At 69.5% G+C, this 17,092-nt stretch carries 19 protein-coding genes; 11 read left to right on the top strand and 8 right to left on the bottom strand.

Annotation, left to right across the window (positions count from 1 at the left end):
* Positions 1–110: 110 nt before the first annotated feature.
* Positions 111–1,052: a GlxA family transcriptional regulator gene (locus OG456_RS42090; RefSeq protein WP_266570351.1), complete on the top strand. Its 942-nt coding sequence runs from the start codon at positions 111–113 to the stop codon at positions 1,050–1,052.
* A gap of 253 nt (positions 1,053–1,305) precedes the next feature.
* On the top strand, positions 1,306–1,458 hold the full coding sequence (locus OG456_RS42085) for a hypothetical protein (protein WP_266570350.1): 153 nt from the start codon (positions 1,306–1,308) through the stop codon (positions 1,456–1,458).
* A gap of 24 nt (positions 1,459–1,482) precedes the next feature.
* On the opposite strand, the gene OG456_RS42080 is transcribed toward OG456_RS42085, so the two are convergent.
* The 3 genes from OG456_RS42080 to OG456_RS42070 form a co-directional block, all read right to left on the bottom strand.
* Positions 1,483–2,238 carry a dienelactone hydrolase family protein gene (locus tag OG456_RS42080; protein ID WP_266570349.1) on the bottom strand — a complete coding sequence of 252 codons (756 nt, stop codon included), beginning with the start codon at positions 2,236–2,238 and terminating at the stop codon, positions 1,483–1,485.
* Between the two features lie 13 nt (positions 2,239–2,251).
* Complete coding sequence (locus OG456_RS42075; RefSeq protein WP_266570348.1) at positions 2,252–2,536, bottom strand: hypothetical protein; 285 nt, start codon at positions 2,534–2,536, stop codon at positions 2,252–2,254.
* A gap of 311 nt (positions 2,537–2,847) precedes the next feature.
* Positions 2,848–4,302, bottom strand: a complete 1,455-nt coding sequence (locus OG456_RS42070) for a chlorohydrolase family protein (protein ID WP_266570347.1) — start codon at positions 4,300–4,302, stop codon at positions 2,848–2,850.
* Positions 4,303–4,654: 352 nt separating this feature from the next.
* Between OG456_RS42070 and OG456_RS42065 the strand changes: the two genes are divergently transcribed.
* From OG456_RS42065 to OG456_RS42040, 6 genes are all read left to right on the top strand, one after another.
* Positions 4,655–5,671, top strand: a complete 1,017-nt coding sequence (locus OG456_RS42065) for an ABC transporter permease (protein WP_266570346.1) — start codon at positions 4,655–4,657, stop codon at positions 5,669–5,671.
* A gap of 119 nt (positions 5,672–5,790) precedes the next feature.
* A complete protein-coding gene (locus tag OG456_RS42060; RefSeq protein WP_266570345.1) occupies positions 5,791–7,509 on the top strand; it encodes an ABC transporter substrate-binding protein in 1,719 nt (572 codons plus the stop codon).
* Positions 7,510–7,571: 62 nt separating this feature from the next.
* Positions 7,572–8,573, top strand: a complete 1,002-nt coding sequence (locus OG456_RS42055; protein ID WP_266570344.1) for an ABC transporter permease — start codon at positions 7,572–7,574, stop codon at positions 8,571–8,573.
* Positions 8,573–9,589, top strand: a complete 1,017-nt coding sequence (locus OG456_RS42050; protein ID WP_266570343.1) for an ABC transporter ATP-binding protein — start codon at positions 8,573–8,575, stop codon at positions 9,587–9,589. Before OG456_RS42055 ends, OG456_RS42050 begins: the two co-directional genes overlap by 1 nt.
* Complete coding sequence (locus OG456_RS42045) at positions 9,586–10,590, top strand: ABC transporter ATP-binding protein (protein ID WP_266570342.1); 1,005 nt, start codon at positions 9,586–9,588, stop codon at positions 10,588–10,590. Before OG456_RS42050 ends, OG456_RS42045 begins: the two co-directional genes overlap by 4 nt.
* A 73-nt stretch (positions 10,591–10,663) precedes the next feature.
* Positions 10,664–11,875, top strand: a complete 1,212-nt coding sequence (locus tag OG456_RS42040) for an amidohydrolase (protein ID WP_266570770.1) — start codon at positions 10,664–10,666, stop codon at positions 11,873–11,875.
* A gap of 215 nt (positions 11,876–12,090) precedes the next feature.
* On the opposite strand, the gene OG456_RS42035 is transcribed toward OG456_RS42040, so the two are convergent.
* The 4 genes from OG456_RS42035 to OG456_RS42020 form a co-directional block, all read right to left on the bottom strand.
* Positions 12,091–12,729: a GntR family transcriptional regulator gene (locus tag OG456_RS42035; RefSeq protein WP_266570341.1), complete on the bottom strand. Its 639-nt coding sequence runs from the start codon at positions 12,727–12,729 to the stop codon at positions 12,091–12,093.
* A 63-nt stretch (positions 12,730–12,792) separates the two neighbouring features.
* Positions 12,793–13,491: an alpha/beta hydrolase gene (locus OG456_RS42030; RefSeq protein WP_266570340.1), complete on the bottom strand. Its 699-nt coding sequence runs from the start codon at positions 13,489–13,491 to the stop codon at positions 12,793–12,795.
* Positions 13,492–13,617: 126 nt separating this feature from the next.
* A complete protein-coding gene (locus OG456_RS42025) occupies positions 13,618–14,166 on the bottom strand; it encodes a hypothetical protein (RefSeq protein WP_266570339.1) in 549 nt (182 codons plus the stop codon).
* A 359-nt stretch (positions 14,167–14,525) separates the two neighbouring features.
* The gene (locus OG456_RS42020; protein ID WP_266570338.1) at positions 14,526–14,843 is read right to left on the bottom strand and encodes a hypothetical protein; all 318 of its coding nucleotides are present in this window, start codon (positions 14,841–14,843) and stop codon (positions 14,526–14,528) included.
* Between OG456_RS42020 and OG456_RS42015 the strand changes: the two genes are divergently transcribed.
* Positions 14,820–15,557: a bifunctional 2-polyprenyl-6-hydroxyphenol methylase/3-demethylubiquinol 3-O-methyltransferase UbiG gene (locus OG456_RS42015; protein ID WP_266570337.1), complete on the top strand. Its 738-nt coding sequence runs from the start codon at positions 14,820–14,822 to the stop codon at positions 15,555–15,557. The genes OG456_RS42020 and OG456_RS42015 overlap by 24 nt on opposite strands.
* Positions 15,558–15,622: 65 nt before the next feature.
* Here OG456_RS42015 and OG456_RS42010 read toward each other — a convergent pair whose 3' ends face one another.
* A complete protein-coding gene (locus OG456_RS42010) occupies positions 15,623–15,820 on the bottom strand; it encodes a hypothetical protein (protein WP_266570336.1) in 198 nt (65 codons plus the stop codon).
* A gap of 106 nt (positions 15,821–15,926) precedes the next feature.
* Between OG456_RS42010 and OG456_RS42005 the strand changes: the two genes are divergently transcribed.
* Both OG456_RS42005 and OG456_RS42000 read left to right on the top strand, forming a co-directional pair.
* On the top strand, positions 15,927–16,169 hold the full coding sequence (locus OG456_RS42005; RefSeq protein ID WP_266570335.1) for a hypothetical protein: 243 nt from the start codon (positions 15,927–15,929) through the stop codon (positions 16,167–16,169).
* Between the two features lie 56 nt (positions 16,170–16,225).
* On the top strand, positions 16,226–16,999 hold the full coding sequence (locus tag OG456_RS42000) for a type 1 glutamine amidotransferase (protein WP_266570334.1): 774 nt from the start codon (positions 16,226–16,228) through the stop codon (positions 16,997–16,999).
* The last annotated feature ends 93 nt before the right edge of the window (positions 17,000–17,092 follow it).

Below are 17,092 nucleotides of genomic sequence, written 5' to 3'. Positions count from 1 at the left end.
TCGCCCGAGAAAATGGCATGACTGCCACCATTCGATAGAATCGTGCCATGAGTGGTGGCAGGGATGGCAGGGATGGCAGTGGCGTCGGTGGAGTCGGCGATCCTGGCGGTGTGCACAGGGTCGTGGTGCTGGCGCTCGACGGGGTGCACCCGTTCGAGCTGGGCATTCCGCGGCGGATCTTCGGTGCCGCGGACGGCCGGTACGAGATCCGCACCTGCAGTGTCGACGGGGGCCCGGTGCGCACGGACGCGGACTTCCTGATCACCGTCGAGCACGGCCCCGAAGCGCTGGCCGAGGCCGACACCGTGGTGATCCCGCCGGTCGACGAGTACCCGCCCAACGAGGCCGTGCTCCCGGGTCCGGTGGCCGCCGCGCTCGCGCACATCCCGCCCGGCACTCGCATCATGTCCATCTGCACCGGCGCCTTCGTCCTCGCCGCGGCCGGTCTGCTCGACGGCCGCCGGGCGACCACGCACTGGTACCTGGCCGACCGATTCCGACGCCTGTTTCCAAAGGTGAAGCTCGACCCCGATGTCCTCTTCGTCGAGGACGGCGACATCCTCACCTCGGCCGGTGCCGGAGCCGGTGTGGATGTCTGCCTCCACGTCGTACGCCAGGACCACGGCGCCGCCGTGGCCAACCATGTGGCGCGTAAGTGTGTGGTGCCGCCCTGGCGCGAAGGCGGTCAGGCGCAGTACATCGAGCAGCCCGTTCCCGAGGCGTCCGTCGCCGGTACGGCCGCCACCAGGGAGTGGGCACTCGACCACCTCGACCTGCCGCTGACGCTGGCCGAGCTCGCGGACCATGCGCAGATGAGTCTGCGGACGTTCGCCCGCCGGTTCCATGACGAGGCCGGGATGAGCCCCGGCCGGTGGCTCACCCAGCAGCGGGTTGCGAGGGCGCGTCATCTGCTGGAGTCCAGCGATCTGCCGGTGGACCGGATCGCCGGTGAAGTGGGCTTCGCCACGGCCGCGTCACTGCGACAGCATCTGCACGCCGCGATCGGCGTCTCACCGCTGGCGTACCGGCGCACGTTCCAGGCGGCGCGTTAGGTGTAGTGCCCCGGTGCGTTGATCTGGCCGGCCGGATGAGGCCTCGCGCGGTCATCGCCATGGAAGACGACACGGCAGGTGTGCCGGGTGCCGGTGCGTCAGGCGTGGCAGGTGCGTTGGGCAGCGGCGCGTCAGGATCGGGGGTGCGCAGCCAGGAGGAGGTCAGGCCCTGGCCGCGGTCACGGGAACAACCGTCCTGTTCGTCACGCACTCCGCCCAGGAAGCCCTCCTGCTCGGCTCCCGCGTCCTCGTCATGGCGGAGGCCCAGGGCCGTGTGATCGGCGAGGTGACGGTTCCGCTCCCGCGCGAGACGGCCACGGACGTGGCCGCACTGCGCGGAGACCCCAGCTTCGCGGCGCTGCGCGCCGAACTCGCCGAGGTCACACGCAGGACGGTCCCGGTCTGAAGGTCCCAGTCGCTCGACGCAGAATCAGAGGCTGCGGCCCAACAGGTCGAGCAGCGCGCTCCAGTGCCGTTCCGCGGCCTCGGCGTCGAACCGGTTGGTGTCCGCCATGGTGAAGCCGTGGTGGGCGCCCGTGTAGACCTCGGAGTGGTGGCGGACGCCCGCCGCGCTGAGCGCCTTGTCGAGGCGTTCGATCTGCTCGGGCGGCATGGACGGGTCCTCGTCGGCGTGGCCGAAGCAGAGCTCCGCGGTGATCCGGCCGGCGAGGAGGTGGGGGCTCGTGGGGTCGTCGGTGGCCAGGCCCGCGCCGTGGAAGCCGGCCGCCGCCGCGACCCTCTCGGGATGGCTGCCCGCGGTGAGCAGGGCCAGGCGGGCGCCCAGGCAGTAACCGGTGACGCCGACGGGTCCGGCGGCGGCCGCGGGGGAGTCGGCCAGCCACGACAGGAAGGCGGCGGAGTCGCGTGCCACCGCGTCCGCGGTCAGGTCGCCCATGAGGGGGACGATCTGCTCGAACAGCGCCGGCCGCTCGGCGTCGGTGATGAAGTCGGGCAGCGTCACGACCGGCGCCCGGCCGTGACGGTAGAACACGTTGGGGACGAGCACGGTGTAGCCGGCCGCCGCGAGACGGTCGGCCATCGCCCTGAGCTGGGGGCGCAGCCCGAAGGCATCCATGTAGAGCAGGACGGCCGGGTGGGCGGCGTCGTCGTCGGGGTGGGCGAGATAGGCGTCGGCAGTGCCGTCCCCGGTGGGGATCTCGACAGTCGTGCTGCGTGTGGCGGTCATGACGTGCAGTCTGTCAGGGAGTTGCCTGGGGGATCTCCTCCAGGCCGAGTCGGTACCAGTCGTTGTCCGACAGGACGTGCAAGTCCGGGCCCCGGCCGATCACTTGTGTGTGCTTCGGTAGGGGCCGACCGTTCGGCAGCACGATCCGGTACTCGTCCGTGATGCGGAGGTCTTTGCTGTCGAGGGTGCCCACGGACAGCCGGTCGTGGTGTGGTCCGTAGCCGCCGAGCAGCGCGACGCGTGAGTCCTTGACGGCGAGAGCCGTCGCTCCAGCGACGCTGTTGCGCCAGGACGCCACCGCGCCGTCACGGACGCGGACGATCGGGAAGTCCGTGTAGTAACCGCCCCTCCGGCGCTGGTCGTCGCGGCCGCGAGCCCGGGGAGTTCACGGGGCTTCGACCACAACGCAATGACCTGTGCGTCCGGACCGACAGACGCCGCGACCTGCTTCTCACCGGCTACGCCCGCGATGAGGGCGTGATGCCGGAGCTCCAGCGTGGGCAGCCGCAACATGGCAGCCCGGCTCTCCTTGTCCTCGTTCATCCCCACACCCCACCACGGGGCCGCGTGCCGCGCCAGCGACTATCGACGGGGGTGGGGCCAAGTGCCCTACCCCCGCGGAAACACCGGAGGGAAGAGTTCGTCCACCGGGCGACGGCGGTGGTCCCGCTCCGGATACGCCGCGCGCATGACGTCGAACAGCTCCTGCCCGGCGCGCCTCAGGGCGGGGAGGTCGACGCCGGGGATCGAGCCGTCGCGCATGACGACCTTGCCCGCGACCATCGTCAGGACCGCGTCGCGCGCGGTGCCGTTGAGTACGAGGGTGCGCAGCGGATCCTCGGTGACGCCCATGCGGAAGTCGTCGAGGGCGAACGCCGCGAGGTCGGCGGTGGCCCCCGCGGCCAGGCGGCCCAGGTCCGGCCGGTGCAGCGCCCTCGCGCCACCGGTCCAGAGCGCTTCGAAGTAGCCGGCGAGGTGGCCCTGGCCCAGGTCACCGGCCTGGATCTTGGCGACCTGGGTGCCCACGTCGATGCCGCGGATCAGGTCCGGCGGGAAGGAGTCCGTGCCGAGACACAGGTTCACTCCCTGCGCCCGGTAGGCGCCGAACGTGTGCAGGTTGTGGGCGTACCGGGCGTTGGTCAGCGGGCAGTGCACGATCGACACACCCGCGTCGGCGAGCACCGCGACATCTCCGGTGTCGGCTCCGAGCACTTCCGGGTGTACGTCCAGCACCACTCCGTGCGGCACGATCAGCCGGTCCGACAACAGCCCTGATTCGGCGATGAGTTGAAGCGGCGTACGCCCGTAGGTGTGCTGGATGAAGTCGCGCTCGGACATGCCCTGCAAGGCGTGCAGGCGTACCAGCGCGCCGCGTTCGTGTGCGGCCCGGGCGATGTCGCGCAGGAGGTCCGGGGTGAGTGTCTCGATCCGGCAGGGGAGCAGGACCCCGGTCACCAGCGGGTCGGCCAGTTGCGAGGCGTGGTCCAGGAAGCGCAGCGCGTCGGCAAGGCCGCGCCGGCCCGCCTCCTCGTCGAACTGCACGGTGCGCTTTCCGTCCGCGCCGATCACGTTGACGCCGGACCGGAACGACGGCCCGAGGAAGGCACGCAGACCCAGCTTCGTGGACACCTCGGCCATGGCCACGAAGTCCTCGAACGTCTCGGCCCAGTCGCTGTGCACCTCGGAGGCGATCGGCATGTAGCTGGTGACGCCGTGCAGGGCGAGCTGGGTCAGCGCGTACTCGCGCACCGTGCGCCGTTGCGCCGCGTCGAACACCGCCCGGGGCGCGGCGAAGTGGTCCGCCGACCAGGTGAAGCCCGAGGCCAGGTCCGGGGACGCCCAGGAGTCCAGGATCAGGTGGTCGATGTCGGTGAGGGCATCGAGGTCGACGAGGCCGGGAGTGATCACCGCGTCACCGAGGTCGATGTGTTCGTCGGCCTGGTGGCGGGCGAGTTCGGTGCGCGCACCCACGTCGACGATCGTGTCGCCGTCGATCAGCACGGCTCCGTCGGCGATCTCCACGTGCGAGATTCCGTCGTGGGCGATCACCCAGGAAGCGGTCACCAAGGTTCTCATCGACATCCCTCTCAGATTTGGTACACCAAGTAGGCGAACCAGTCACCGAAGTCGCGGGGCGCGGGTGGCTGCGCCGCACCGTCGCGCGGGTTGCCGGCGTCGGCCTCGCGCCACGCTCCGCATGACCATAACCCGCCGATGACAAGGGAAGTGAGACTGATTTGTGGGCTGCACAGCAGTGCTGCACCGGATGTCACATCACCCTGGTGGAAACCGTGATTCTTGGTATACCGTTCCGGCCACCCACACCCCCGAGCACCGAAGGATCGACGTGCCGGATCCGCATGAGTCGACGAGTCGAACGCGCCGCGCCAGCGCGCCGAAGCCCTCCGAAGGGCAGGTGGCCACCCTGCCTTCACCGGAGCCCGAGGCCGCACCAACCGAGCGCGAGCCGACCGCCGAGATCGCCACCGCGCGATCGCTGCTCGGCACGGCATGGCTTCGCATTCGGCGCAGCCGGATCGCCGTCGCCGCGCTGATCGTCGTGGCCCTGATGGTGCTGTTCGCCGTCCTGGCCCCGGTGTTGGTGGCCATCGAGGGCTCCGACCCGTTCAGCGCCCGGACCGGGCCCGAGTTCCTGGACGACTTCGACACGCCGGGCCTGCCGCTGTCGTACTACCGCTTTCCGTCCGGCGAGCACTGGCTCGGTCTCGAACCAGGGCTCGGGCGCGACATCTTCGCGCGCATGGCCTACGGCGCGAGGATCTCCCTCACCATCGCGCTGCTGTCGACCGTGGTGTCGGTGGTCCTGGGTACCGTGCTCGGCGCGGCCGCCGGATACTTCGGCGGCAAGGTCGACATGGTGATCAGCCGCGTGATGGACCTGTTCCTGGCCTTCCCGCACCTGCTGCTCGTCCTGTCGCTGACCCCGATCCTCCAGTCCCGGCTGCGGGGCACCTCCCTCGACTCGGGCAGCCTCGTGCCGATCGCCTCACTGGTGATCATCCTCGGCTTCTTCGGCTGGGCGTACCTGGCGAGAGTCGTGCGTGGCCAGGTGCTCTCGATCCGGCAGCAGGAGTTCGTCGAGGCCGCGCAGGCCTACGGTGCCTCCCACCGGAGCATCATCTTCCGGCAGATCATCCCGAACGTCATGGGGGTCGTGCTGGTCTACGCGACCATGATGATCCCCACCAACATCACCGCGGAGGCGGCCCTCTCGTTCCTCGGCGTCGGGGTCAAGGACCCCACGCCCTCCTGGGGCCAGATGCTCAACGCGGCCCAGTCGGGGAACTGGTACCTCTCCGATCCGTGGTTCCTGGCCGTCCCGGCCGGCGCACTGGTGATCACCGTGCTCGCCTTCAACCTGCTCGGCGACGCGGTCCGGGACGCCCTCGACCCCAAGTCCTCCCGAAGCTGATCCACCCACCTCTGAGCCTTTGCCCCACCTCTGAGCCTTTGCCCCACCTCTCATCCTTCGCTCCACCTCGGATCGGCCCAAGACGTGCGCCATCCGTTTCCCGTCCGCAAGGAGACGCAGTGAACAGAAGCACCAAGGCGGCGCTCGCCCTGACGGTGAGTGCCGGGCTGGCCCTCACCGCCTGCGGCGGCCCCAAGCCCACCCCCGGTGACGGAGCCGGAGCCAAGGCGGACGCCTACGCGCCGGTGACCGTCGGGAAGGGCTACGCCACCAAGGGCGGGAACATCAACGTCCTGATGTCCTCGGACTTCCAGACCCTGGACCCCGGCAACAGCAACTACGTCCAGACCGCCAACGTCGGGCAGCTGTACTACCGCACCCTGACCATGGCCAAGGAGACCGCCGGCCGGCCGCCGACCATCGTGCCGGACCTGGCCACCGACCTGGGCAAGGCCTCCGCCGACGGCCTCACCTGGACCTACACCCTCAAGAAGGGGCTGAAGTTCGAGGACGGCACACCGATCACCAGCAAGGCCGTCAAGTACGGCGTCGAGCGCACCTACGCCCGCGACGTCTACACCCAGGCACCGCAGGAGCTGAACTCGGCCCTGGCCGACGACGGCTACAAGGGCCCGTACGCCGGCGGCGACTTCAAGGCGATCGACACCCCGAACGACCACACCGTCGTCTTCCACCTCAAGCAGCCGTTCGCCGAGTTCCCCGCGCTGGTGTCGCGGTCGAACACGGCGCCGGTGCCGAAGGACAAGGACACCAAGCTCGACTACACCAATCATCCGGTCTCCTCGGGCCCGTACAAGATCAAGTCGTACGACCGCGGACGCTCGATGAAGCTGGTGCGCAACGACCGGTGGGACCCGGCCACCGACCCCAACAGGCCCGCCCTGCCTGACACGTTCACCTTCACGCTGTCCACCGCCCAGGCCACCATCAGCCAGCAGCTGCTCGCCGACTCGGACCCGACGGCGATCACGCTGGACAGCAACGGCGGACTGCAGGCGTCCGACGCGGCCGAGCTCAACGACCCCAAGGTCAAGAAGCGCACCGCGGCCGGTCTGCTGGGCTGCACGGACGTGCTCGACTTCAACACCGAGACCATCAAGGACCCCGACGTCCGCAAGGCGATGGCGCTCTCCATCGACCGCGGCTCCATCCAGGTCCAGTACGGCGGCGCACGCTTCGGCAAGGTGGCCCAGTCGTACATCAACCCCGCCCAGCGCGGTTACGTCGCACAGCACACCGACCTGGACCCCGCGGGCAAGCCGAAGCTGGACGAGGCCAAGAAGCTCCTGAAGGGCAAGAAGGTCCCCAAGAAGCTGGTCTACGGCTACGCGGACACCAACGCCCGCTACAAGAACGTCGGCACCGTGCTCCAGCAGAATTTCAAGAAGCTCGGCATCGACCTGCAACTGCGCCCGATCCCGGCCGCCAACTACTACACCGTGCTGGCCGGTGACCAGATGCCGGACATCGCCCGCAGCGGCTGGTGCGGCGGCGCGGACAGCGGTTCGGTGCGCACCACCGTCGACCCGAACGTGGGGCCGAGCCTGGACGGCAAGACCTACGGCTTCTCCAACATCCCGCGCTTCCACGACCCGAAGATCGCCCGCGCCATGTACGAGCTCCGCGGCACCAACGGGACCAGTGAGGAACTGGGCAAGAAGTGGGCCACCCTCTTCGACCGGACCATGCAGGCCTACCCGCTCGTCCCGCTGGTGCGCAGCTACACCAGCAGCGTGGTCGGCTCCAAGGTCCGAGGCGCCCAGATGGGTTACTTCTTCGGCGCCATAGACCTGTCGATCGTCGGCGCCGAGCACTGACGCACGCCGCACAAGAGAGGTAATCGAACGGTGAGTTCATCCCGAGCCGGCAGGTCGCACCCATGACCAGTTTCCTGATGCGGCGCTTCGTCGCGATGATCGTGCTCTTGTTTGTCATCAGCTTCGTGACGTTCAGTCTGTTCCAGCTCGGCCCCGCGGACCCGGCCGCGGCGGCCTGCGGTCAGGAGTGCACACCGCAGCGCATCGCCGAGGCCCGGATCGCGCTCGGGATGGACAAGCCGTTCCTCACCCAGTACTTCACGTACATGTCGGGGCTCGTGAGCAGCCACACCGTCGGCGCGCCCGGCGCCGAGACCCTGTGCAACTGGCCGTGCCTGGGCAAGTCGTTCCAGACCAACGAGGACGTCACCACGATCATCGGCCGGGCCCTGCCGTACACACTGTCGGTGGCCAGCGGTGCGATCGTGCTGTGGACCGTCGCCGGTGTCGGCCTCGGCCTGCTCGCGGCGCTGCGCAAGGGCCGGTTCGCCGACAAGCTGATCGTCGGCGGCGCCTCCGTCGGCGTATCGCTGCCCATTCCGGTGACGGGCCTGTTGCTGCTGCTCCTGTTCGTCAGCACGCTGGACCTGCTGCCGTTCACCACCAACGAGATAGCCACTCCGTTCGACGCGGCGGGTCCCGGCGGCTGGTTCCTGAACTACCTGCTGCCCTGGGTGGCGCTGGCCGTGCTGTTCAGCGCGCAGTACATCCGGGTCACCCGCAGCAACATGCTGGAGACCTTCGGCGAGGACTTCATGCGCACCGCCCGCGCGAAGGGACTGTCCCGGCGGAACATCGTGTTCAAGCACGGCGCGCGGGCCGGCATCACTCCGGTCGTCACCATGCTCGGCCTCGACATCGGCGGCCTGCTGGGCGGAGCCGTACTCACGGAGCAGATCTTCTCGGTGCCGGGTGTCGGATTCACCGCGGTGCACGCCGCACAGTCCGGTGACCTGCCGGTCACCATGGCCATCACCATGATGGCCGCGTTCTTCATCATTGTCGCCAACGTCGTGGTCGACATCGCCTACGCGGTGATCGACCCGCGAGTGAGGGTCGCCTGATGACCACGCCCGAAGCCGCCGCGCCCATGCTGGCCATCCGCGATCTACGGGTGAGCTTCCCGACCGACGACGGTGTGGTGCACGCCGTCAACGGGATGGACCTGACGCTGGCGCGCGGGGAAACCGTCGGAATCGTCGGCGAATCCGGCTCCGGCAAGACCGTCACGAGCCAGGCGTTGATGGGTCTGCTCAAGGACACCGCAGCCGAGGTCACCGGACAGATCCTCCTCGACGGACAGGATCTCAACACGCTCACCGAGACGCGGATGCGCGCCTACCGCGGCAAGAAGATCGCGATGATCTTCCAGGACCCGCTGTCGGCCATGCACCCCTTCTACCCCGTCGGTGCCCAGATCGCCGAGGCCTACCGGGTGCACAACGACGTCTCCAAGAAGGCCGCGGCGCAGGTCGCCGTCGACATGCTCGGCCGCGTCGGGATCCCCGACCCCAAGCGCCGCTGTGCCGCCTACCCGCACGAGTTCTCCGGCGGCATGCGCCAGCGCGCGATGATCGCCATGGCGCTCGTCTGCGAACCCGAGCTGCTGATCGCCGACGAACCCACCACCGCCCTCGACGTCACCGTGCAGGCCCAGATCCTCGACCTGCTCAACGAACTGCAGGACGAGACCGGGACCTCCGTGATCCTGGTGACCCACGACCTCGGCGTGGTCGCCGAGGTGTGTCACCAGGTCGTGGTGATGTACGGCGGGGAGTGCGTGGAGCAGGCGACCGTCGCGAAGCTCTTCGAGGACCCCCGACACCCCTACACCCAGGGGCTGCTGGCCTCGATGCCGTCGCTGGCGCAGCGGTCCGAACGGCTCAACCCCATCCCGGGCTTCCCGCCGTCGCTGTTGGCGCTGCCCAACGGCTGCCTCTTCGCCGACCGCTGTCCGAAGACACACCTGGTACCCGACGACGCCTGCGGTACGCGCCGCCCGACACTGACCGGCCTTGACGGGCACCCGTCGCGGTGCCACCTCGAGACGCTGCAACCGACCGGAGAGGTGGCCCGATGACGCCGCTGCTGGAGGTCACCGACCTGACCAAGCACTTCCCGACCCGCTCCCGTGGCTTCAGGCCCGGCGGCGGTGGGATCAAGGCCGTGGACGGCGTCAGCTTCTCCGTCGACGCCGGACAGACCCTCGGCCTGGTGGGGGAGTCCGGCTGTGGCAAGTCGACCACCGGCCGTCTGCTCATGCGCCTCCTCGAGCCGACGTCCGGGAGCGTCCGGCTCGACGGCCGGGAGATCGCCGAGCTGCGTTCCTCGGAACTCCAGGAGTACCGGCGCCGGGTGCAGATGGTGTTCCAGAACCCGTCGTCGTCGCTGAACCCACGCCAGTCCGTGGGCAGCGCGATCGCCGCACCGCTCCTCGCCCAGCGGATCACACCGGCCGGCGGCGTCAAGGCCAAGGTGCGGGACCTGATGGACCGGGTGGGACTGCGCCCCGACCACTACAACCGCTTCCCGCACGAGTTCTCCGGAGGCCAGAAACAGCGCGTGGGCATCGCACGGGCGCTCGCCCTGGACCCGCAACTCATCATCTGCGACGAACCGGTGTCCGCGCTGGACGTGTCGGTCCAGGCGCAGGTCATCAACCTCCTCGAGGACATCCAGCGGGACACCGGAGTGGCCTACCTCTTCATCGCCCACGACCTGTCCGTGGTCCAGCACTTCGCCGACCGCATCGCGGTGATGTACCTCGGCAAGATCATGGAATACGGCGACACCCCCCGGGTCTTCGGCGCTCCGGAACATCCCTACACGCGGGCGCTCCTGTCCGCCGTACCGCAGCCCGACCCGGCGGCGGACCGCAGCGGGCGGATCCGGCTGAAGGGCGATCTGCCCAGCCCGGCCGACCCGCCGCGCGGCTGCGTGTTCCAGTCCCGGTGCCCCGTGCATACGCAACTGGACCCGCAGCGGCGCCGGTTGTGCTCGGAGAGCGTGCCGAGCGGCGACATCGCCTGCCACCACGCCGACGTCGCGGCCGAGATGCTGGCCACGACGACATCCCGGTAATCCGGTCCCTGTCCACACGAACAGCAGCACCGCGCAACAAAGCACCACAAAGCACAGTAGAGAGGTGACAGCAGTGTTGATCCGTCACGTCCGTCCGTGGGGTGGCGAGCGCAGCGACGTCGTCCTGGCCGGCGACCGCATCGCGGCGATCCGCCCGCACGACCCGGCCGCGCAGCCGTCCGGCGAAGTGGTGGAGGGCCGCGGCCGGCTGCTCCTGCCGTCGTTCAGCGACGTGCACGTGCACCTGGACTCGACCCGGATCGGCCTGCCGTTCCGGCCGCACACCGGCGGGCCGGGAGTGTGGACGATGACGATGAACGACCGGGAGAACTGGCGCTCCGCGGAGGTACCGCTCGTGGAGCGGGTGGCCGGCACCCTGGAGCGGATGATCGCGCGCGGCACCACCCGCGTGCGGTCGTACGCCCAGGTCGACGTGGACTGCAAGCTCGAGAAGTTCGAGGCGGTGGTGGCCGCGAAGGAGAAGTTCGCCGGTCAGGCCGAGGTCCAGATCATGACGTTCCCGCAGGCGGGCATCCTCCGCGAGAAGGGCACTGCCGAATACCTGGAGGCCTCGCTGAAGGCGGGCGCCGACGTGATGGGCGGCATCGATCCCTGCACCCTGGACCGGGATCCCAAGGGGCACCTGGACGTCGTGTTCGCGCTCGCCGAGAAGTACCAGGTCGAGGTGGACATCCACCTGCACGAGCCCGGCGAGCTGGGCGTGTTCTCCACCGATCTGATTCTTGACCGCACGCGGGCACTGGGCATGCAGGGCAAGGTCACGATGTCCCACGCCTACGAACTGGGCTCGGTCTCCGAGTCGGTGAGCCGCCGCATCATCGACGAATTCGCCGAGCTCGACATCGCGATGGCCACCGTGGCGCCTTCGGCCCGCGGGCAGCTGTCGCTGGTGGACCTGACGGAGGCGGGCGTCCGCGTGGGCCTGGGCGAGGACGGCCAGCGCGACTACTGGAGCCCGTACGGCAACTGCGACATGCTCGACCGCACCTGGCAGCTGGCCTTCACCAACAACTTCCGCCGTGACGAGCTGATCGAGATGTCCCTGGCGGTCGCCACGATGGGCGGGGCGTCGATCATGAGCCACGACGTCGCCCGCCTTGCCGGGGTCGGCGACCGGCCCGGCCTTGCGGTCGGTGACCGTGCCGACCTGCTCCTTGTCGACGGCGAGACACCGTCGAGCGCGGTGATGGACCGCGGCACGGATCGCACTGTCCTGCACGACGGAGTGGTCGTCGCCGACCGACTGGCGCTGGTACGGGGCTGATCCGAGCCCTCGGACCGGCGGTCGAACCCGGTGCATCAGCCCTCCCCATGTCCCGACGTCGATCGGGGCGTCCGGGGAGGGCTGATGCGCGTCACGCGCCGGCGTGATCACCGACGTTGCGGGACTCCGTGATCGTCGACCGGAATGCCGGCATGACGGGTGAACTCAGGCCGCGAGGTGACTTCTGCGGGCACGGCACAAGGCCCGAGCTGTGGTCAGCGGCGCTTGTCGGCGATGGCGCGGCGGCTGTTCTCCAGGTGCTCGACGACGAGTTCCTCGACGAGTGCCACGTCGCGGTCCGCGACAGCGGCGTAGAGGGCCTCGTGCTCCAGCGCCATCGCGAGGAGGTCGTCGTGCCGGCCCAGCAGCCACCGCATCCGGCTGCGCAACGTACCTTCGAGTTCGCTCAGCAACTCGTTGGCCGCCATCGACGTCACCGTCTCGTGGAAGTCGGCTGCCGCGCGCCGGGCGCGAACCGCGTCGCCCGCCCTGGCGGCCGCGAGTTCCTCGTCGAGGTTCGAGCGGAGCCGCCCGAGGCCGACGCGGTCACCCCGCTGAGCGGCGAGACGGAAGGTCATCACCTCAAGGGCCTCCCGGACCTCGTTCAGATCGGCGATGTCCGTAGGTGTGAACTCCCTTACGACCGCCCACGTCCGCGGTCGCGGAGTGACCAGGCCCTCGGCGACGAGCACGCGCAGGGCATCGCGAACGGGTACGCGGCTGACCCCTATCTGTGCCGCCAGCTCGCGTTCGACGAGCTTGCTGCCGGGTTTGCGCACACCGTCGAGAATGTCGTCCCGGAGCTGCCGCGTAACCCGCTCCGACTCCGGCTCGAACTCCCCTGAACCTGCCATACCCCGAGTCTCGCACGGGAACGGAACCGTTTGGTGTGCGGTCGGGGTGAGGCGGCCGGCGCATCAACGTGTGCGGGCGAGCTCGATGAGGTGCTGTGCCGTGGCTTCGGGGTCGACGATCTGGTGGAGGTGTTCGCCCGGCAGGTGTGCCACGCGCAGGCCGCGCTCGCGCGCTTCGGCGGCGACATCCTCGTACTGCGGGGCGAAGAGCAGGTAGGAACACGGGTGGTCGTCCCACCCGTCCGGGACCGGGATGTGCTGCTCGTAGTAGGACAGGGGCAGAGTGGGCTGTTCCTCGACGACGGTCTGACGCACCGCCGGATCGGAGAACATGGGTGCCACGTCGGCCTCGTCCCACCAGTCGGTCCAGCGCGGCAGGGTGCCGTTCACGGCCATCGGGGTGAGGAACTCCAGCAACTCCGGTGGTGCGACAGGAGTTGGTCCGATACGGGCCGGCAGCGCGGCATCGACGAAGATCGAGCCGGCCACCGGGTGGTCGAGCGCCGCGCGGATCACGGGGAGGAACAAGCCGGCGTTGCTGTGTGCCACCAACGTGACGGGGCTGCCGTCCGGAACGTGCCGGAGGTCGTCACGGACGGCGCTGACGGCGCGGGGCCAGAAGGGCGGGACACCGGCGCCGACGTGCAGGAGGGACGGCACCCGCACCTGGTGACCCCTCGCCTTGAGGTGGTCGGCCACAGGGTGCCAGGTCGAGGGGCCCACGGAGGGACTGTGCACGAGAACGAAGACCGGCTGCTGCATGCGCCGATTCTGCCGCCGATGCCACGCGGACGTGAGGTCTTGGCTGACAGCAGAAGGCCTCGCAAGTGGCAGGCCGACGCGAGCGAACGCGGTACGGGGTCCGACGGAGAGCGAAGTGATGTGCCGTCAGGCGTACGTCCAGCGCCAGGCGTTGGAGCTGTACACGCACTTGATGCGTGTGCCGCCCTGGTTGGTGGTGGCGGCGCCGTGATCGCTGTTGCGGCAGAACTGGCCGGCCGAGTAGCAGTTGCCCGCGTTGGAGACGATCGAGCAGGTGCCGGTGGTGTCCTGGCTGCCGCTTCCGTTGGCTGTGTCGCTGCCTGTGTCGCTGCCCCTGTCGCTTCCGGTGTCGGCGGCAGGCCGGGCGGTCTTGGTCACAGTGATCGTGGGGCGCGGCTTCGCCTTGGCCTTGATGGTCTCCGTGACGGTCGGCGCGGGCTCCGGCGTGGCGGTCACGGTGGCGGTGACGGTCGGCGCGGGCTTGGCCTCGGCGGCGACGGTCGGCGCGGGCTTGGCCTCGGCGGCGACGGGCTGCTGATCGCCGTTCCCGGCGCCCACTATGAGCGCACCGGTGAGAAGCAGACCTGAACCGCCCAGCCATACTCGCTTGCGCTTACGCAGAGGTCTGGTGTCAACCGGGCGCGGCGCGGGCGGCGTTGTGTACGCGTTGGTCATGTTGTCCCCCCTGAGGTGTTACAGGTGGGATGAGGCTATTACGGCGGCGGGGCGTGTGAAGGAAATATGAACAACAGGTGATTGATTTGTGACTTCATGGTTGTGCGGCCCGCGAAGTCCAGCTCCCTTACGCGTGACGGCGACCTGCCCGAGCCGCTCGTGGCAGGCGCCGCCCGGCTCACCGCCACCGACGAGCATGGGCGGCGATGGCGCCCAGCACCTCCGGCATGTCCTGTTCCGGTGCGCCTATGAGTACTTCTGAGCCGCGGCCCGGGCCGTCGAGGACCTCGCAGACCGCGACGAGGGGGTGGGTCGGCTCGGTCTGCTGCGCACGGGGGTACCAGCGCTGCTGCTCTGCTCTACGCGCGTGCCTCTTCGTCTTGGTAGGGATGGATCGAGTGCCGGCGTACTGCGCGCGGGTCGCTGCGGTACGGCGGCCGTACGGTGATCACCCGCAGCGGGCCCGGCAGCGGCTTCAGCGCCACCTTCGCGGCCGGGTCGGGGGTCGTGCCGATGACGTCGGGTCCTACGTACAGCGGGCTCTTGATGCCGAGTTTCCGTGGGCCGGCGCCGGAGACACCGCCGTCCACCGGGTGCACTTCGACCGGCTGAACGAGGGGTTCACGGATCGCGCGCCCGATACCTTCGGTCGCATGGCAGATGAGGAATTTGAGCATCCACGGCTCGCCGCGGTCTACGACGCGCTCGATCCTGACCGCAGCGATCTCGACGCGTACGTGGGTATGGCGGAGGAGTTCGGAGCGCGTCGGGTGCTGGACATCGGCTGCGGGACGGGAGTGTTCGCGCTGCTCCTGGCCGACCGGGGGATCGAGGTCGTGGGGGTCGACCCCGCGCGGGCGTCCGTCGATGTGGCCCGGGGCAAGCCCGGTAGCGAGCGGGTGCGCTGGATCTGCGGCGACGCGACAGCGCTCCCGCCCCTGAGGACGGATCTGGCGACCATGACGGCGAACGTCGCGCAGGCCGTCGTCGACCCGGCGGTCTGGCGGCGGACGCTGCAAGGGGCGTACGAGGCACTGCGGCCCGGCGGGCGCCTGGTGTTCGAGACGCGGGACCCGGCCGGACGCGCCTGGGAGGAGTGGAACCGCGAGGAGTCGTACTCGAAGACGCGTATCCCGGGAGTCGGCGTGGTCGAGAGCTGGGTCGAGGTGACCGACGTGAGCGGGCCGTTGGTGACGTTTCGGTGGACGTACGTATTCGCCGAGGACGGTGAGGTGCTGACCTCCGATACGACCTTGCGGTTCCGTGAACGGCCGGAGATCGAGGCGCAGTTGGTCTCGCAAGGCTTCGTGGTCGACGAGGTTCGTGACGCCGCTGACCGTCCCGGCCGGGAGTTCGTCTTTGTGGCGCGGCGTCCGGAGGACCGGGGCTGAGCGCAGCGCCGTACGACAACACGGTTCGCACGTAGGCCTGCCCCGGCCCGGGACCGGCGCCGGATTCACACCTGGTCGAGCCACTCCGAGGCGGCATCGAGCAGATGCGTGATCCCGTCACGCAGCGCCGGATCCGCCACCGGGGCGAAGAACGCGGAGTGGTTGCCGTGCACGGTGGACGGCTGCTCGCCCGCCGGATCGGCCCCCTCCCAGCTGCTGGGCTCCGTACCGCCGAAGAACCGATGGAGACGCGGTCGGTCCACTTCCGCTGCGACTTCGCCCAGGGCGCCGCCGGCTGGCCGCTCACCGCCACCTACCGCACCGACCTCCCCGCCGACCGACTGACCGCGGCAGCGCACACTCGGCCTCATGCCCGAGGTCCGGCTGTGCAGCGCTGTCAGCGGGACAGCCGGCTTCCTGGTCATCGCCTGGCTACGCACGACGGAGGACGTCACGGGTTTCGAGGCCCACTTGTGTGAGCAGCTACCGGATCTGCGCGTGCTCGACCGCACGGTCACGCTCATCACTGCCAAGCGCATGGGCCGACTCCTCGACCCTCATGGCCGTGCGGTCGGCCACGTCCTCTGGGACGACCTGTCCACCACTCTCTGAGGGAAGGCAGTGCTGTGTTTCCTGCATCAGGATGTACGGATCGAGGAGGGGCGGCGGTGGGCGCTGCGCGGGTGCTCGTCGTCGAGCACGAGGACGGAACGGGTCCGGCCCAGGTCGGTGAACGCATAGTCGGGCAAGGGCTGTTGACAGACATGTGCCGCCCTTGGGCAGGAGACGCACTGCCCCGAAATCTGGACGACCACGACGCGCTGCTCGTCCTCGGCGGTTCGATGGGCCCGCACGACGATGAACGCGCGCCCTGGCTGCCTGACGTACGTGAACTGCTGCGCCAGGCCGTGGCTCGCGACCTGCCCACGCTGGCGATCTGCCTGGGCATGGAACTGCTGACTGTGGCGTGTGGCGGCGAAGTCCGGCGCGCCGCGCTCCCCGAGGTCGGCCTCTGCGAACTGACGCCATTCCAGGAGGCCGCAGAGGACCCGCTGTTCGGACCCCTCACGAATACGGGTGGACGGTTGCGCGCGGTGCAATGGCACTGGGAGGAATCCGGCACTCTCCCCGACGGAGCAGTTCCACTTGTCACCAGCGAACGCTGCGCCCACCAGTCCTACCGGATCGGCACTTCGGTCTGGGCAGTGCAGTTCCACCCCGAGGTCCTGGCGGACGACATCCGCACCTGGGGAACCTCGGACGTCGGCCCACTGCGCGCCCTCGGGCTCGAACCCGCCGGTGTCGTGGCCGAGGTGGCTCGGGCGGAGACAGAGTTGCGCGCGCTGTGGGGTGCGTTCGCCGAGCAGTGGGCCGCGATCGTGACCGATCCTGCTACGGCCGTGCCGGCCCTGCCGGCCGTGCCGCCGCCTGGGCAGCGATGACGTTCCGCCGGTGACGGTGACGGTGACGGTGACGGTGACGGTGAGGGTGAGGGGGAGGGCGACGGTGACGTTGAGGGTGAGGGTGAGGCCACC

It is taken from the genome of Streptomyces sp. NBC_01446, assembly GCF_026340095.1.
GTDB lineage: Bacteria > Actinomycetota > Actinomycetes > Streptomycetales > Streptomycetaceae > Streptomyces > Streptomyces aureus.
Note: the sequence above shows the minus strand (reverse complement) of the source record. Positions and strands in the feature narration are given on the sequence as shown.

Excerpts from the sequence above, each read along its gene's own strand:
- OG456_RS42085 (WP_266570350.1), top strand. The coding sequence starts at position 1,306 with ATGGCGGAGGCCCAGGGCCGTGTGATCGGCGAGGTGACGGTTCCGCTC.
- OG456_RS42005 (WP_266570335.1), top strand. The coding sequence starts at position 15,927 with ATGCCCGAGGTCCGGCTGTGCAGCGCTGTCAGCGGGACAGCCGGCTTC.
- OG456_RS42045 (WP_266570342.1), top strand. The coding sequence starts at position 9,586 with ATGACGCCGCTGCTGGAGGTCACCGACCTGACCAAGCACTTCCCGACC.
- OG456_RS42025 (WP_266570339.1), bottom strand. The coding sequence starts at position 14,166 with ATGACCAACGCGTACACAACGCCGCCCGCGCCGCGCCCGGTTGACACC.
- OG456_RS42080 (WP_266570349.1), bottom strand. The coding sequence starts at position 2,238 with ATGACCGCCACACGCAGCACGACTGTCGAGATCCCCACCGGGGACGGC.
- OG456_RS42055 (WP_266570344.1), top strand. The coding sequence starts at position 7,572 with ATGACCAGTTTCCTGATGCGGCGCTTCGTCGCGATGATCGTGCTCTTG.
- OG456_RS42030 (WP_266570340.1), bottom strand. The coding sequence starts at position 13,491 with ATGCAGCAGCCGGTCTTCGTTCTCGTGCACAGTCCCTCCGTGGGCCCC.
- OG456_RS42020 (WP_266570338.1), bottom strand. The coding sequence starts at position 14,843 with ATGCTCAAATTCCTCATCTGCCATGCGACCGAAGGTATCGGGCGCGCG.
- OG456_RS42050 (WP_266570343.1), top strand. The coding sequence starts at position 8,573 with ATGACCACGCCCGAAGCCGCCGCGCCCATGCTGGCCATCCGCGATCTA.
- OG456_RS42015 (WP_266570337.1), top strand. The coding sequence starts at position 14,820 with ATGGCAGATGAGGAATTTGAGCATCCACGGCTCGCCGCGGTCTACGAC.
- OG456_RS42035 (WP_266570341.1), bottom strand. The coding sequence starts at position 12,729 with ATGGCAGGTTCAGGGGAGTTCGAGCCGGAGTCGGAGCGGGTTACGCGG.